The sequence below is a fragment of the Persicobacter sp. CCB-QB2 genome (assembly GCF_001274635.1).
Classification (GTDB): Bacteria; Bacteroidota; Bacteroidia; order Cytophagales; family Cyclobacteriaceae; genus Persicobacter; species Persicobacter diffluens.
In genome coordinates this window covers 1-13,910 of sequence record NZ_LBGV01000001.1, presented here as the reverse complement: position 1 = coordinate 13,910, position 13,910 = coordinate 1, and the positions used below count along the sequence as shown (strand labels likewise).

10 protein-coding genes, 19 tRNA genes and 1 pseudogene are annotated in these 13,910 nt (G+C 46.2%); 18 read left to right on the top strand and 12 right to left on the bottom strand.

Going from position 1 to position 13,910, the window contains the following annotated elements:
* The 3 genes from NG22_RS00140 (at position 1) to NG22_RS00130 (ending at position 3,604) form a co-directional block, all read left to right on the top strand.
* A complete protein-coding gene (locus NG22_RS00140) occupies positions 1 to 1,971 on the top strand; it encodes an acetyl-CoA carboxylase biotin carboxylase subunit (RefSeq protein ID WP_053403854.1) in 1,971 nt (656 codons plus the stop codon).
* Positions 1,972 to 1,975: 4 nt separating this feature from the next.
* Positions 1,976 to 2,803 carry an enoyl-CoA hydratase/isomerase family protein gene (locus tag NG22_RS00135; RefSeq protein ID WP_053403853.1) on the top strand — a complete coding sequence of 276 codons (828 nt, stop codon included), beginning with the start codon at positions 1,976 to 1,978 and terminating at the stop codon, positions 2,801 to 2,803.
* An 87-nt stretch (positions 2,804 to 2,890) separates the two neighbouring features.
* Positions 2,891 to 3,604: a hypothetical protein gene (locus tag NG22_RS00130; protein WP_072159007.1), complete on the top strand. Its 714-nt coding sequence runs from the start codon at positions 2,891 to 2,893 to the stop codon at positions 3,602 to 3,604.
* Positions 3,605 to 3,646: 42 nt separating this feature from the next.
* Here NG22_RS00130 and NG22_RS00125 read toward each other — a convergent pair.
* From NG22_RS00125 to NG22_RS00095, 7 genes are all read right to left on the bottom strand, one after another.
* Positions 3,647 to 3,720, bottom strand: a tRNA-Asn gene (locus NG22_RS00125).
* 39 nt (positions 3,721 to 3,759) lie between these two features.
* Positions 3,760 to 3,833: transfer RNA gene (locus NG22_RS00120), tRNA-Asn, on the bottom strand.
* Between the two features lie 44 nt (positions 3,834 to 3,877).
* Positions 3,878 to 3,951, bottom strand: a tRNA-Asn gene (locus NG22_RS00115).
* A gap of 44 nt (positions 3,952 to 3,995) precedes the next feature.
* Positions 3,996 to 4,069 (bottom strand) — tRNA-Asn (locus NG22_RS00110).
* 43 nt (positions 4,070 to 4,112) lie between these two features.
* Positions 4,113 to 4,186, bottom strand: a tRNA-Asn gene (locus NG22_RS00105).
* 42 nt (positions 4,187 to 4,228) lie between these two features.
* Positions 4,229 to 4,302: transfer RNA gene (locus tag NG22_RS00100), tRNA-Asn, on the bottom strand.
* A gap of 44 nt (positions 4,303 to 4,346) precedes the next feature.
* A tRNA-Asn gene (locus tag NG22_RS00095) sits at positions 4,347 to 4,420 on the bottom strand.
* Positions 4,421 to 4,857: 437 nt separating this feature from the next.
* Between NG22_RS00095 and NG22_RS18235 the strand changes: the two genes are divergently transcribed.
* The 3 genes and pseudogenes from NG22_RS18235 (at position 4,858) to gcvP (ending at position 9,561) form a co-directional block, all read left to right on the top strand.
* On the top strand, positions 4,858 to 5,724 hold the full coding sequence (locus NG22_RS18235) for a S1C family serine protease (RefSeq protein WP_367379210.1): 867 nt from the start codon (positions 4,858 to 4,860) through the stop codon (positions 5,722 to 5,724).
* Positions 5,699 to 6,283 carry a PDZ domain-containing protein gene (locus tag NG22_RS18230; protein ID WP_367379209.1) on the top strand — a complete coding sequence of 195 codons (585 nt, stop codon included), beginning with the start codon at positions 5,699 to 5,701 and terminating at the stop codon, positions 6,281 to 6,283. The genes NG22_RS18235 and NG22_RS18230 overlap by 26 nt, the downstream gene beginning before the upstream one ends.
* Positions 6,284 to 6,658: 375 nt before the next feature.
* Positions 6,659 to 9,561, top strand: a pseudogene (gene gcvP / locus NG22_RS00085) (aminomethyl-transferring glycine dehydrogenase).
* 325 nt (positions 9,562 to 9,886) lie between these two features.
* On the opposite strand, the gene NG22_RS00080 reads toward gcvP, so the two are convergent.
* Both NG22_RS00080 and NG22_RS00075 read right to left on the bottom strand, forming a co-directional pair.
* Positions 9,887 to 10,279, bottom strand: a complete 393-nt coding sequence (locus NG22_RS00080) for a hypothetical protein (RefSeq protein ID WP_053403851.1) — start codon at positions 10,277 to 10,279, stop codon at positions 9,887 to 9,889.
* Between the two features lie 45 nt (positions 10,280 to 10,324).
* Positions 10,325 to 10,570, bottom strand: a complete 246-nt coding sequence (locus NG22_RS00075) for a hypothetical protein (RefSeq protein ID WP_053403850.1) — start codon at positions 10,568 to 10,570, stop codon at positions 10,325 to 10,327.
* Positions 10,571 to 11,170: 600 nt separating this feature from the next.
* Between NG22_RS00075 and NG22_RS00070 the strand changes: the two genes are divergently transcribed.
* From NG22_RS00070 to NG22_RS00020, 12 genes are all read left to right on the top strand, one after another.
* Positions 11,171 to 11,242, top strand: a tRNA-Lys gene (locus NG22_RS00070).
* Positions 11,243 to 11,314: 72 nt separating this feature from the next.
* Positions 11,315 to 11,385 (top strand) — tRNA-OTHER (locus tag NG22_RS00065).
* 30 nt (positions 11,386 to 11,415) lie between these two features.
* Positions 11,416 to 11,485: transfer RNA gene (locus tag NG22_RS00060), tRNA-Lys, on the top strand.
* Positions 11,486 to 11,507: 22 nt separating this feature from the next.
* Positions 11,508 to 11,577 (top strand) — tRNA-Lys (locus NG22_RS00055).
* 29 nt (positions 11,578 to 11,606) lie between these two features.
* Positions 11,607 to 11,678, top strand: a tRNA-OTHER gene (locus NG22_RS00050).
* 28 nt (positions 11,679 to 11,706) lie between these two features.
* Positions 11,707 to 11,770 (top strand) — tRNA-Lys (locus NG22_RS17685).
* A gap of 30 nt (positions 11,771 to 11,800) precedes the next feature.
* Positions 11,801 to 11,871 (top strand) — tRNA-Lys (locus NG22_RS00045).
* A 29-nt stretch (positions 11,872 to 11,900) separates the two neighbouring features.
* A tRNA-Lys gene (locus NG22_RS00040) sits at positions 11,901 to 11,973 on the top strand.
* A gap of 30 nt (positions 11,974 to 12,003) precedes the next feature.
* Positions 12,004 to 12,075, top strand: a tRNA-OTHER gene (locus tag NG22_RS00035).
* 29 nt (positions 12,076 to 12,104) lie between these two features.
* Positions 12,105 to 12,177: transfer RNA gene (locus NG22_RS00030), tRNA-Lys, on the top strand.
* A gap of 30 nt (positions 12,178 to 12,207) precedes the next feature.
* Positions 12,208 to 12,280 (top strand) — tRNA-Lys (locus tag NG22_RS00025).
* Positions 12,281 to 12,311: 31 nt separating this feature from the next.
* Positions 12,312 to 12,384: transfer RNA gene (locus NG22_RS00020), tRNA-Lys, on the top strand.
* A 445-nt stretch (positions 12,385 to 12,829) separates the two neighbouring features.
* On the opposite strand, the gene NG22_RS17510 is transcribed toward NG22_RS00020, so the two are convergent.
* From NG22_RS17510 to NG22_RS17500, 3 genes are all read right to left on the bottom strand, one after another.
* Complete coding sequence (locus NG22_RS17510; protein ID WP_216597576.1) at positions 12,830 to 13,156, bottom strand: hypothetical protein; 327 nt, start codon at positions 13,154 to 13,156, stop codon at positions 12,830 to 12,832.
* A 19-nt stretch (positions 13,157 to 13,175) separates the two neighbouring features.
* Positions 13,176 to 13,376 carry a hypothetical protein gene (locus NG22_RS17505; protein WP_053403848.1) on the bottom strand — a complete coding sequence of 67 codons (201 nt, stop codon included), beginning with the start codon at positions 13,374 to 13,376 and terminating at the stop codon, positions 13,176 to 13,178.
* Between the two features lie 160 nt (positions 13,377 to 13,536).
* On the bottom strand, positions 13,537 to 13,761 hold the full coding sequence (locus tag NG22_RS17500) for a hypothetical protein (protein ID WP_053403847.1): 225 nt from the start codon (positions 13,759 to 13,761) through the stop codon (positions 13,537 to 13,539).
* Positions 13,762 to 13,910: the final 149 nt, after the last annotated feature.

The following is a 13,910-nucleotide window of genomic DNA, read 5'->3' as shown; positions in this document are numbered from 1 at the left end:
ATGAACCCGAAACCTATTTATAAGATTCTAATCGCCAACCGCGGGGAGATTGCCAGACGCATCATCCGTACCTGTCATAAGCTGGGTATAAAAACCGTGGCCATTTTTTCTGATGCCGACCGTCGAGAAGCTTTTGTCAAAGAAGCCGATGAGGCCATAGCACTTGGAGGCAATCGTCCGGATGAATCCTATCTAAAACAGGATTTAATCATTGAAGCCGCAAAAAACGCCGGAGCGGATGCCATCCATCCCGGCTTTGGCTTTCTTTCAGAGAATACCGATTTTGCGCAAAAATGTGCAGCTGCCGGCATCAACTTTATTGGCCCGCATGCGGAAGCTATTCGCCTGATGGGAGATAAAAAAACGGCTAAACAACTCATGGCCAAACATGAGGTTCCCGTTATTCCCGGATATGATGGCGATGACCAGTCCATTAAAACCCTAAGTGCTGAAGCAGAAAAAATTGGCTATCCGGTACTACTTAAAGCCACTGCAGGTGGTGGCGGAAAAGGAATGCGTGTGGTGAATGAGGCCAAAGAATTTCCTTCAGCGCTGGAGGCCGCCAAGCGGGAAGCCAAGGCTGCCTTTGGAAATGATAGTATGTTGCTGGAAAAATACTTCACTTCTTCCCGGCACATCGAATTTCAAATTTTCGGTGACCAGCATGGGAATGCCCTTCACCTTTTCGAAAGGGATTGTACCATTCAGCGCCGTCATCAAAAAATAGTGGAAGAAAGCCCATCGCCTGCCCTGGATCCTGTCACTCGGGGGAGAATGGCTCATGCCGCCGTAGCCGCTGCCAAGGCGCTGAACTATGATAATGCCGGTACGGTGGAGTTCCTCTTCGCTCCGGATCAGTCTTTCTATTTCCTGGAAGTCAACACCAGATTACAGGTAGAGCACCCGGTGACTGAATTAATCACAGGGCTGGACCTGGTAGAATGGCAAATTCTGGTAGCCCAGGGCCTTGCTTTGCCACTGGAACAGGAAGACATCCAGCAAAAAGGCCATGCCCTGGAAGTCCGCCTTTATGCGGAAGATCCGGCCAAAGATTTCTTCCCGCAAACCGGAAAAATACTGGATTTCCATTGCCCTGACCACCCTAACATTCGGATAGATGCAGGCATTGAAACCGGTTCAGAGGTGGGCATTTTCTACGATCCGATGATCGCCAAGGTCATCACCCATGGGAAAGATCGACAGGAAAGTATGCGCTTAATGTCTTACGCTTTGGAAAACACTTCTCTGGTGGGTGTCACCAATAATATTGCCTTCCTGAATGCCATCATGAAGCATGAGGTATTCCAAAAAGGCGATTTTGATACCTCCTTTTTGGTGAAACATCCTATCAAAACCCCCACTGATCCACGATTTCTGGAAGAAGCCCTGTGCGTCACTTTGATTTATGAATGGCAGGAAAGAAGCAAAAAACAACCTTACTTCCGCCATGTGCCCAGCGGCTGGAGAAACAATCTTTCCATGCTCCAGAAAATCTCTTATAAAATTGATCAGGAAGTCTACCCCATGGAATATAAGCGGATAGAAGCGAATACGCTGGAATGCTTGTTAGGGAAAAAAATATTTACCACAGAGATTATCGAAAAGGAAGAGGATAGATGGATTATCCAGATTAATGGCTTAAGAAGAAAGTGGCGCATTTTCACCGAAGGAAATGCTTACTTTTTGCATAGTCCTTCATTTGGGGCCATCAAAATCAATACCGTACCAAGGTACCCCTCTTCGGAATCCAACAGTGGAAAAGATGACTACACCGCTCCTATGCCCGGCCAGATCGTGAAAGTGATGGTCCAGCAGGGAGACTCGATAAAAGCCGGAGATCCCCTGGTCGTGCTGAGCTCCATGAAAATGGAAAACACTATTTTTGCCCACTCAGAAGGGGTCATTGATGAGGTTTTCGTGGAGGAAAATGGCATGGTGGAATCCGATAAAGTATTATTGACTTTAAAATAAAGGCATGCACGCTTATTCAGAATCGGAATCGAAAAATCCCCAAGATTATAATTTTGGTTTTCTTTTATGGGAGGTGGACGATCACTTCCTGTATATCACCCTGAACCGGCCGGAGAAAAAAAATGCCATGCCGCCACAGATGATGAACGAAATCGCCATGCTATTAAATCATGCGCATTTCAATGGGGACATCTGGGGGGTGGTCATTCAATCCCGTGGAGATGTTTTCTCTGCCGGCGCTGACCTAAAAGCCTTTGCCGGCCTTCCCGTGGAGGATAAGGGCTCCACCATTCCGGAGCCCCAAAGCCCGGTAAAATTGGGCGATGCCTTTCAGCAGTTGTATAAACCCTGTATCGCCATTGTGGAAGGGAATGTGTATGCCGGAGCCTTTTTAATCCTGGCGGGCTGTTCCCATGTGCTTTGTTTGGAAAATGTGGAGCTCAGCCTGCCGGAAGCCAAAAGAGGTATCTGGCCCATGCAGGTCATGGCTTCTTTAGCGCCTATTATCCCCAAACGCACTTTACTTGACTGGTGCATGCGAGCGGAGGTCATCTCCGCTCAGGAAGCGGAGCGCTGGGGCCTGATCACCTATGTGCTGGCGCCTGAAGACCTGGAATCGGTAAAGGAAAAGCTGATTGACCAGATCAAACAGGTATCCCCCTCGGCTGTAAGAAAAGGATTAGCCGCCTATGGTAAAATGCAAGACATCAATAGTTCCGAACAGCACGAATATTTGCACGACCAGCTCCAAAAGCTATTGGCTACTGAGGATGCCAAAGAAGGCCTTGCTGCTTTTAGAGAAAAAAGAAAGCCCCAGTGGAGGGGGAAATAGAACCAGCCAATCCTACTTTGCCGGATTTTACCGTCTGTGGGTATTGATTGTCCTCCCTGCTTATTAGTTTGCAAAAAATTAACAAGCATGACATTTAAGAAAATCGTTTTAATCATGGCCATGCATTCTGAGGCAGATCCTATTCGGGATGCCCTGGAACTGGAGGAAATGGACAAGCTCCACCCTTCCCTGCCCATGGACAGTTATAAAGGAAAAATCGGCCAGACAGAGCTCCTCTTGCTGGTTAATGGGGTGGATCCGCGCTTTCAGGTGGACAGCATCGGCACGCAGCCCGCCACTTTAGCCACTTTTGCCGCCATTCAGGCCTGGCAACCTGACCTCATCCTCAATGCAGGGACTTGCGGAGCCTTTAAAAGTAAAGGAGCGGAAATCGCTAAAGTATACTGGGGCAATAAAGTCATTCACCATGACCGTCGCATCAGCATTCCGGGCTTCAGGGAATATGGTGTGGGAGATTATCCTGTTTTTACAGATCAGGCCCTGGCCCAAAAGCTGGAAATGGAATTTGCGACCATTTCCTCCGGAAATTCTTTGGATATGTGTGATACGGATTACCAAATCCTGGATCAGGAGGAGCGGGTAGTCAAGGAAATGGAAGCTGCAGGAATAGCCTATGTAGCCGAACTGATGCAAGTCCCCTATTTGGGAATTAAGTCCGTGACGGATTTGGTAGACGGGGGAATGCTGGCGCAGGATGAATTCCTTCTCCACCTCAAAAACTCCTCCCTGGCCCTGCAGCAGAAAGTGCTGGCCTTACTACAGGAAATTTCTATAAAATAATAAACACAAAAAAAGCCGATCTGAAACAGACCGGCTTTTTTGCTCCCGAGGTTGGGCTCGAACCAACGACCCTCTGATTAACAGTCAGATGCTCTAACCAACTGAGCTACTCGGGATTCAGTTTATCAAATAAAATTCACCTATTGGCAAAATTTTGCTCCGAGGTTGGGCTCGAACCAACGACCCTCTGATTAACAGTCAGATGCTCTAACCAACTGAGCTACTCGGGAATAAACCAAATATTTTTCAATCTACCATTTTTGGCAAATATTGCTCCCGAGGTTGGGCTCGAACCAACGACCCTCTGATTAACAGTCAGATGCTCTAACCAACTGAGCTACTCGGGAATAAACCAATATTTTTTCAATCTACCACTTTTGGCAAATCTTTGCTCCCGAGGTTGGGCTCGAACCAACGACCCTCTGATTAACAGTCAGATGCTCTAACCAACTGAGCTACTCGGGAATAAACCAATATTTTTTTCAATCTACCAATTTGGCAAATATTGCTCCCGAGGTTGGGCTCGAACCAACGACCCTCTGATTAACAGTCAGATGCTCTAACCAACTGAGCTACTCGGGAATAAACCAATATTTTTTCAATCTACCACTTTTGGCAAATCTTTGCTCCGAGGTTGGGCTCGAACCAACGACCCTCTGATTAACAGTCAGATGCTCTAACCAACTGAGCTACTCGGGATTAAACCAAATATTTTCTTTAATCTACCACTTTTGGCAAATTTTGCTCCGAGGTTGGGCTCGAACCAACGACCCTCTGATTAACAGTCAGATGCTCTAACCAACTGAGCTACTCGGGAATTTATATTCCGTTTTCCTGCTGCCTTATCGGCGCCTTGTCTTAACGGAATGCAAAGGTGCATGATCACCTTTAATTATGCAAGCATGGGCAAACAATTTTTTTCTCAAAAAGTCCCCCACTAAGGCAATAGCTTCATTTTCAATTTTATTCGGTCTGATTTTTTTTTCAGCCGCCTGATTTGGGTAAAGGAATTTTTCAAGGACACCGGTCTGACAAAATAATGCACAAGAAGTTTAAAATGGCAGTATACCAATGACAATTCGACATTAAGCTGTGCCAAATATTACATTGCTAAGATTCTACTAAACAATATTTGTAGATTATGGCCACCTTCCTGTTAAAATATGTTAAGGTTTTAACCCTTTTCTGAATAATGGCGTAAGTTTTGACGAAATTTAATCAAAAATAGCATTAGCAATTTAAAAATATTCACCATGAGTAACCGCAAATTATTTTTAGCACTTTTTGCAGCCTCTCTTTTGGGAGGAGTCATCGCAGTGGGCGGATTCCATTTGGTGTCCCCTCAGCAAAACGCGACACCTGCTTCCAATAGTGAAACCGCCAAAGAGCATCACGTTAAGTTGACCAATTTTCTGGCAGAAACGGATATGGAAGTTCCGGCAGGGCTAAATTTTGTTGCTGCCGCAGAAGCCACCACCCCTTGTGTAGTGCACATTAAATCCACCATCACTCAAAATACTTCAGGTTATGGTGGAAGAAGGAGCCCCATGGAAGACTGGCTCAGAGAGTTCGGTTTTGAACCAAGGCAACAATCTCCCCGTCAGGGGCAAGCCTCAGGATCGGGGGTAATTATCTCAGATGATGGTTATATCGTCACCAACAATCACGTGATTGACAACGCTTCAGAGGTAAAGGTGGTCCTGAATGATAACCGAAGCTTTGATGCGAAAGTCATTGGTACGGATCCTACTACTGATTTAGCGGTACTTAAAATTGATGAAAGCAACTTACCCTTTGTCAGAATGGGTGATTCCGATAACATTAAAGTTGGAGAATGGGTATTGGCTGTAGGGAATCCTTTTGAATTGAACTCTACGGTAACAGCCGGGATTGTTTCTGCCAAAGGACGTAACATCAACATTTCCCGCAGTCAGTATGGTATTGAGTCTTTCATTCAGACCGATGCCGCAGTGAATCCTGGTAATTCCGGTGGCGCTCTGGTGAATTTAAAAGGAGAATTAATCGGAGTAAATACGGCCATTGCTTCCCTACGGCTCTTATGCGGGATATTCTTTTGCAGTACCGGCTTCTATAGTGGAAAAAGTTACGGCAGACCTTAAAGAGTTTGGAATTGTACAACGCGCCCTATTGGGGGTTCAGATTCGTCCTGTGGATGCTGAATTGGCCAAGGAAGAGGGATTGGATGAAGTTCAGGGTGTTTTTGTTGCAGAGGTTAATGAAAATTCCGCAGCTAAGGATGGCGGATTGGAAAAAGGCGATGTGATTTTAAAAATTGATGATTCCAAGACCAATAATGTAGCCGACCTGCAGGAGTCTATTGCCCGTCATCGCCCTGGTGATAAGGTCAAAGTAGTATTTAAACGTGGTAAATCAGAAAAATCCACTACGGTAACCCTGAAAAATATGATGGGAGAAACCTCCGTGGTGAAATACGCAGGATCCACCGCTATTGAAGGAGCTACTTTCGCTAACCTGAATCCTAAAGAACTGGAAGCGCTGAATGTGGAAGGCGGCGCCAAGATCGTGAGCCTTAAATCCGGTAAATTTAAAAATGCAGGCATTAAAGAAGGCTTTGTGATTACACAGGTAGATAAGCGCCCGGTCCGGAATACGGAAGAACTTTCCAGGGTATTATCTTCTAAATCCGGGGCATCCTGATCACCGGTCAATATGAAGATGGCGACCCGGTATACTATGCCCTAGGCTGGTAAATCTAATCGTTTTAAATTAAACTGTTTAGGCCTGAGCAAACGCTCGGGCCTTTTTCATTTTTGACAGCAAAAGTCGATTTATTTTGAAAGCAGGACGATTTTAAGTCCATTCTATTAGCACATCAGGAAAAATTATGACGTAGAGCACATTTTTGTGTTTTATTTAAACCTTTCCTTCTTAAAATTAATTATTTTTGCTTGCACATGGGGTTTACCTTTCGGTAATCCAAAAAAACCATTAAAGCTGCACCCTACTGGCAATTGGAAACCGGGGTGCTTTATTTTTTTAGCTCATTTTAAATCACTTATTCGTAGAACAAAAATGACGAAGATTCGACTAACCGAAGCTGATCGCTTTGAGCGTCGCCACAATGGCTCAAGAGAAATCCGGACCAAAAAGATGCTGGACCGTATTGGGGTGGAGAATATCGAGCAGTTGATTGACGAGACCATTCCTGCGGCGATTCGCCTGAAGAATCCACTGGACCTTCCTGCTGCTCAGACTGAGCACGGCTTTTTAAAGTCGTTTAAAGCGATAGCGGAAAAAAATAAGGTATACCGCTCCTATATTGGTTTGGGCTACCATAACACCATCACGCCGGGCGTTATTCAGCGAAATATACTGGAGAATCCAGGCTGGTACACTGCCTACACGCCTTATCAGGCAGAAATTGCACAAGGAAGATTAGAAGCGTTGATTAATTTCCAAACCATGGTCACTGACCTTACCGGTATGGAATTAGCCAACGCTTCTTTGCTTGATGAGGGTACCGCCGCTGCAGAAGCCATGTCCATGCTATTTGCTTCCCGCAAAGGCAAGCAAAAGAAGATAGCAACTAAGTTCTTTGTAGATCAGCACGTCTTACCACAGACCCTGTCCATTCTAAAAACCCGATCCAACCCAATCGGCATTGAATTAGTAGTGGATGATGTGGCTAAATACGATGCTAAGGATGAAACTTTCTTCGGGATTTTACTCCAATACCCTAATCAGGAAGGCAATATCAATGACTACCCTGCTGTAGCAAAAGCGGCCAAAGAAAACGGTCAGTTTGTAGCGGTAGCAGTAGACCTTTTGGCCATGACCTTATTAACTCCTCCTGGTGAATGGGGAGCCGATGTAGTGGTAGGAACCAGCCAGCGATTCGGTGTTCCGCTAGGATTTGGAGGCCCACATGCCGCTTTCTTCGCTACCAAGGATGCCTTTAAGCGTCAGATTCCGGGCCGTATCATTGGGGTTTCTCAGGATCGTGATGGCAATAAGGCTTACCGTATGGCTTTGCAGACGCGGGAGCAACACATTAAGCGGGAGCGTGCGACGTCCAACATTTGTACCGCTCAGGTATTATTGGCTGTCATCGCCGGTATGTATGGCGTCTACCACGGACCGGAAGGCATCAAAACCATTGCCACCAATATCCACGGACATACCCAGTTATTGGAGCAGGCAGTAAAGGCATTCGGTTACCAGCAATTGAATGAAAATTATTTCGATACATTGAAAGTTGCTGCTTCCCCGGCAGAAATTTCACAAATTCGTGAAGCAGCGGAAGCAAAAGGCATCAACTTTAGATACACCACTGATTCCGTGGGTGTGGCCCTGAACCAAACCACCGAGATGGAAAACCTGTTGGAGGTGATCGAAATCTTTGCTGCTGCGAAAAACGCTGACGCCAATGCTTTCGATCTTCAGGCAGCCGCAGAAGCTTTGGAAATGCAGTGGCCGGCACACTTGCAACGTAGCAGTGAATACATGACGCATCCGGTATTCCACGATTACCGCTCGGAGCATGAGATGTTGCGTTATATGAAGCGCCTGGAGAATAAGGACATCTCCTTGGTACACTCCATGATCTCCTTAGGCTCTTGTACGATGAAATTAAATGCCACTGCAGAGATGGCACCGATCACCTGGCCGGAACTGGCAGCCATCCACCCCTTCGCTCCTGCGTCACAGACAGCGGGATATTTCGAGATTTTCCGAAATCTGGAAGCCTGGCTGAATGAAATCACCGGGTTCGCCGGTACTTCCTTCAGCCAAATTCAGGTGCACAGGGGGAATTCGCCGGACTGATGGTCATCAAAGCCTACCATGAGGATCGTGGCGAGGGCCACCGTAACATCTGTATCATCCCGACTTCTGCTCACGGAACCAATCCGGCTTCTGCAGCATTGGCGGGAATGAAGATCGTATTAGTCGCTTGCGATGAGGCTGGAAACATTGATGTGGCTGACCTACGCGAGAAAGCAGAGCACATAAAGACGATCTTTCTTCTTTGATGATTACTTATCCCTCCACACATGGCGTGTATGAGGAATCCATCATTGAGATTTGTAATATTATTCATGAAAATGGCGGTCAGGTTTATATGGATGGCGCCAACATGAATGCGCAGGTAGGACTCACTTCTCCCGCTAATATTGGCGCGGACGTTTGCCACCTGAACCTGCATAAAACTTTTGCTATTCCGCATGGTGGTGGTGGCCCGGGTATCGGCCCGATCTGCGTGGCAGCACATTTGGTTCCTTTCCTTCCTGGAAACCCATTAGTGGCTGAAGCTGGTGGAGAGAAAGCCATTACCGCAATTTCTTCCGCTCCATGGGGCTCTGCAGGAGTATTGGCGATCTCCTATGCTTACATCGCCATGATGGCGCTGAGGGCTTAACCAATGCCACTAAACTGGCCATTTTGAATGCGAACTACATTCAGGCCCGTTTGAAAGACCACTATCCGGTGTTGTATGTAGGCGCCAATGGTCGTAATGCACACGAATTGATTGTGGATTGCCGTCAGTTTAAGCCGCTGGGCATTGAGGTGGAAGATATTGCCAAGCGCCTGATGGACTATGGCTTCCATGCTCCGACCGTTTCTTTCCCGGTAGCCGGAACTTTAATGATCGAGCCAACGGAATCAGAATCACTGGAAGAATTGGATCGATTCTGCGAAGCTTTGATCGGCATTCGCGCGGAAGTTAAAGAAGTGGAAGACGGCATCGCGATAAGGAGAATAATGTCCTGAAAAATGCGCCACACACGCAAGCGATGGTGGCTGCTGATCAGTGGGAGCTACCCTACAGCCGTGAGAAAGCAGGCTTCCCATTAGATTATGTGAAGGCCGCTAAAATATGGCCTTCTGTTCGTCGTATTGACAATGCCTTCGGAGACCGTAACCTGATGTGTTCTTGTATTCCGGTTAGTGACTATGCGGAGGAAGTAGAAGCTTAAAACAAGCCCAATACTAATAACTAAGAGCGTGTTCAAAAGCCAAAATTCGAAGCGAAAATTTGAAGTATTGTAGAAGCGATACCCGATTATTTTGAGAGAATAGCATCGCTATTGTTGAGAAATTATCCAAAATCACTTCCAATAAATAGAATTTGCAGCCGGATGGTGCGCTTTTAAACACGCTCTATAAGCCCGGAGAATTATTCTCCGGCTTTTTGCATAACAGAGAAAATAAAGCGGTGCCTTTCCTCTGAAAAATGCATAAAAAAACCGAACAAATTGCCCGGGCCTCCTCTGATTGCTATATATTATTTTTTCGCTTACCTCAGATAAAGCGTATGCTTTTGCCATCCTTGGACTTCACCTTAAAGGTTTTGAGCACCAATTGATCATCTTTTAACTTTTTGATCTGCATGCGCTCAGAGATGGTAGCGTGATCTTCCTGATCTTTGTATTGCAGAATTAAATATTTTCCATCCATTACCCAGTTCCCATGCGCATATGGGTTTTTGGTCCCCTCAAAATAGAATCGGCCATCACGATGGAAATCCAGGGTCTCGCCCATCTGGAAGCGATCATCGTATCTTCCATCTACCCGAACAATTTTCCATTTCTTTTTCGCCAATAGCTCAGTGCGCGGATCTACCTTAAATTTCTGCGCAAAGGATACTAGTGCAAAAAGACACAAAGCTATGCTGAGCAAAATTCCCTTTTTCATATTTATTGGTTTAAATGGTGTCAAAAAACATTTACTTACAAAAGCCTAGCGTTGGTCTCTTTCAGAAACAAAACCTCCCCATTCCAGGCGACTTTCAACCAAACATCCTCTTTCCCAATACATCCAATCGGTAGCCCGCAGAATAGTTTCCACCAAATCCCACCTGCTGAAGGCTGATCCATTAACATACTTTCGAAAAAGACGTAATGGCTTGCTTGCCTTCCCGGCAGAAATATTCACCTCCAGGCCCAAAGCATTAAGAAAAAAGCCAGTAAAGCCGCGAAAGTCCATTTACCCCGGGGCTTCGATCTTTGTAAAACAAAACCCTACCAAAATCCTCCAATAATGAACAGGATAACTACATTGACCAAATTATAATTTTTCTGGTACAAATTAGAAAAAAAGACCTGATCATTATAATCATAGCCTTGTAGTCCCTCCTTCTTGGCTATTTCGCCCATTTTTTGAGGACCGATTTATCCAGGGTACGGTTATAATACAAATTCAGGTAGTACATTGTACTGCCCAATCCTTCACTCCCTCCCGGATGTAAGCATTTCAACAGCATCACTTCACTGACCTGCTGTTGATCAATAAGAATTTCTTGATATTGTTCAAAGCTTCTGAATATCGCTTCTCACTAAACAAACTGTCCCCTAAATTCAATCGCTCGCTAGCTGATTGGGAACCAAAAGATTGCACCGACAGGCATAAAAAACGCCAAAAAACAAGATAATTTTCTTCACCAACTTTGTGATTAAAACATAACCTACTACATTTGCAGTCCAATTACGGAAAGAACGAATCGAAAAACAAACACTGCTTCAAATATGCAGGTTTGCTCCTTAAATCCGAAGTTCACCTCGATTTTTTATTGACCGTTTTATTCCACGATTCGTAGCTCAGTTGGTAGAGCATCTCCCTTTTAAGGAGAGGTCCTGGTTCGAGCCCCAGCCGAATCACAAAAAATATGATCTGTTAAGAAAAAATGGCATAACTTTTTCTTCCTTAATATAGTCAATTCAGACATAAATTGATTCGGTACTCAGTTGGTAGAGCATCTCCTTTTAAGGAGAGGGTCCTGGGTTCGAGCCCCAGCCGAATCACTTCTAAAAATACTCTTCGCATCAGCGAACGATTCGGTAGCTCAGTTGGTAGAGCATCTCCCTTTTAAGGAGAGGTCCTGGTTCGAGCCCAGCCGAATCACTTCTAAAATACTCTTCGCAAGGATTCGGTAGCTCAGTTGGTAGAGCATCTCCCTTTTAAGGAGAGGGTCTGGGCGAGCCCCAGCCGAATCACTTCTAAAAATAATTTCGCATTAGCGAACGATTCGGTAGCTCAGTTGGTAGAGCATCTCCTTTTAAGGAGAGGGTCCTGGGTTCGAGCCCCAGCCGAATCACTTCCAAAATAATTTCGCATCAGCGAACGATTCGAGCTCAGTTCATCTCCCTTTTAAGGAGAGGGTCCTGGGTTCGAGCCCCAGCCGAATCACTTCTAAAAATACTCTTCGCATCAGCGAACGATTCGGTAGCTCAGTTGGTAGAGCATCTCCCTTTTAAGGAGAGGGTCCTGGTTCGAGCCCAGCCGAATCACTTCTAAAAATAATTTCGCATTAGCGAACGATTCGGTAGCTCAGTTGGTAGAGCATCTCCCTTTTAAGGAGAGGGTCCTGGGTTCGAGCCCCAGCCGAATCACTTCTAAAAATACTCTTCGCATCAGCGAACGATTCGGTAGCTCAGTTGGTAGAGCATCTCCCTTTAAGGAGAGGGTCCTGGGTTCGAGCCCCAGCCGAATCACTTCTAAAATACTCTTCGCATCAGCGAACGATTCGGTAGCTCAGTTGGTAGAGCATCTCCCTTTTAAGGAGAGGGTCCTGGGTTCGAGCCCCAGCCGAATCACTTCTAAAAATACTCTTCGCATCAGCGAACGATTCGGTAGCTCAGTTGGTAGAGCATCTCCCTTTTAAGGAGAGGGTCCTGGGTTCGAGCCCCAGCCGAATCACAACCTAATAAATCCGCGTTAACACGCCCGATTCGGTAGCTCAGTTGGTAGAGCATCTCCCTTTTAAGGAGAGGGTCCTGGGTTCGAGCCCCGAATCACCGAAAGCCAGTTCGAAAGAGCTGGCTTTTCTTGTTTTGGATATTCATCAGCAATAACCGACGCACCGCTTTCAGGACAAGGCACAAAGTCTTTGGGCAGGGATAGAGGCGGAGGCGTCAGCCGTTTGTGGAGCTCTTTTTCGGCGAGTAATTCTGGAATAATAAGCGGTACTTCCCTCCGAAAAAAGCGACCGCCGAAAGCCCGCCGCTTGCCGTGGGGCCCCACAACGAAACAAGGAACTATCTCGTCATTTTTCCCGCCCTGAAGCTAAACGAGGATTTAGGGATGAATTACCCGGCTCAAGCATAGCTAAATCGGGATAAAAAAAACCCGAACCTTTTTCAGACCCGGCGCTCAGCATAAAAGTTTAACTGGCTTGTTCGCTTATCGGTTTCATTCAGTACCTCCTCTGCAAACCTGAATGTCGCTTGTTTGACCCCTTGAATATCATTACTGAAGGTATGTCCCAATCACATGATCCCCTGCCTCGGGGAAGGCTTGTTTCACTTTTTTCCCCTCCGGCGTTCCCAATTCTTCATACATTTTTAAAATAGAAGCTACCGAAACGGTCTCATCCTGATGATCTTTATCTTTATAATAGTAGCCCACAAAGGTGGGTTGGGTAATGGCTTCAAAGGTGGATTTGGTCATGGTCGCATCCATTAAGGAACGTAGTGCTACCAGAGCCTCCACCCGATATTTATTATCCCAATACTTCCCTTCCTCCTCCGTACCGCCGGTATCACGAAAATCCGAGCCCATCACCAGTTTGGCCATCTCCAGCCCCAAGGCTTAGTCAGCATTTTGGAGGTTGGATCTGCGATATCCACATTAGGGAATAGCAAACCAAAGCATCAATCATCTCCGGATTATTGGCCGCTAAATACAGGCCTAGGGTTCCGCCAGTAGAAGTAGACATCACCAACACCTTTTCGCCTAATTGCTTTCCGATGGAAATGGCGCGCTTAGCGGAATTCACCATTCCTTCCGGAGACATCTCTAAAAGCGGATTTTCGGACTGCAAACCATGGCATCCAATCGTGCCAAATACATGTTCAGGCCGTAACGTTTGGCGAAGTCCGATGCGTAGGCATCCCTTCGTAGCGACTGGCCGAAAAGCCGTGTAAATACACCACCGCCCAGGGTGTTTTTTTGCTTCAGGCTGTCATTGGCCAAACAATTTCCGCCTCATTATTAGGGCGAATATTGGGCACCGACTCCTCCGCTTTGCGCACACTGGCTTCTACCTGCCCCGGCGTCATGGCCGGCAGGCTGGTAATTTTCGGATCCAGCTCTGGCTTGGGCGCCTGTGGCCCCATAAAATACGTTCCTATCAACATCACGGCCAACCCTCCAAATACTAGCTTTTGGCTCTTTTTCATGCTTAATGTTGGTTTGCTAAAGTGTTAAACACTTCTTCGTTGAAATCTTCTAAAGAATTTAATAAAACATCGGCGATCTGGAATTTAGGATTCCCTTTCATATTTTCTTCCGGTACTCCGACTGCTAACATTTTGGCTGCTTTGGCGGC

Excerpts from the sequence above, each read along its gene's own strand:
- NG22_RS00140 (WP_053403854.1), top strand. The coding sequence starts at position 1 with ATGAACCCGAAACCTATTTATAAGATTCTAATCGCCAACCGCGGGGAG.
- NG22_RS00135 (WP_053403853.1), top strand. The coding sequence starts at position 1,976 with ATGCACGCTTATTCAGAATCGGAATCGAAAAATCCCCAAGATTATAAT.
- NG22_RS00130 (WP_072159007.1), top strand. The coding sequence starts at position 2,891 with ATGACATTTAAGAAAATCGTTTTAATCATGGCCATGCATTCTGAGGCA.
- NG22_RS18235 (WP_367379210.1), top strand. The coding sequence starts at position 4,858 with ATGAGTAACCGCAAATTATTTTTAGCACTTTTTGCAGCCTCTCTTTTG.
- NG22_RS00080 (WP_053403851.1), bottom strand. The coding sequence starts at position 10,279 with ATGAAAAAGGGAATTTTGCTCAGCATAGCTTTGTGTCTTTTTGCACTA.
- NG22_RS00075 (WP_053403850.1), bottom strand. The coding sequence starts at position 10,570 with ATGGACTTTCGCGGCTTTACTGGCTTTTTTCTTAATGCTTTGGGCCTG.
- NG22_RS17510 (WP_216597576.1), bottom strand. The coding sequence starts at position 13,156 with ATGGCCAAACTGGTGATGGGCTCGGATTTTCGTGATACCGGCGGTACG.
- NG22_RS17505 (WP_053403848.1), bottom strand. The coding sequence starts at position 13,376 with ATGTCTCCGGAAGGAATGGTGAATTCCGCTAAGCGCGCCATTTCCATC.
- NG22_RS17500 (WP_053403847.1), bottom strand. The coding sequence starts at position 13,761 with ATGAAAAAGAGCCAAAAGCTAGTATTTGGAGGGTTGGCCGTGATGTTG.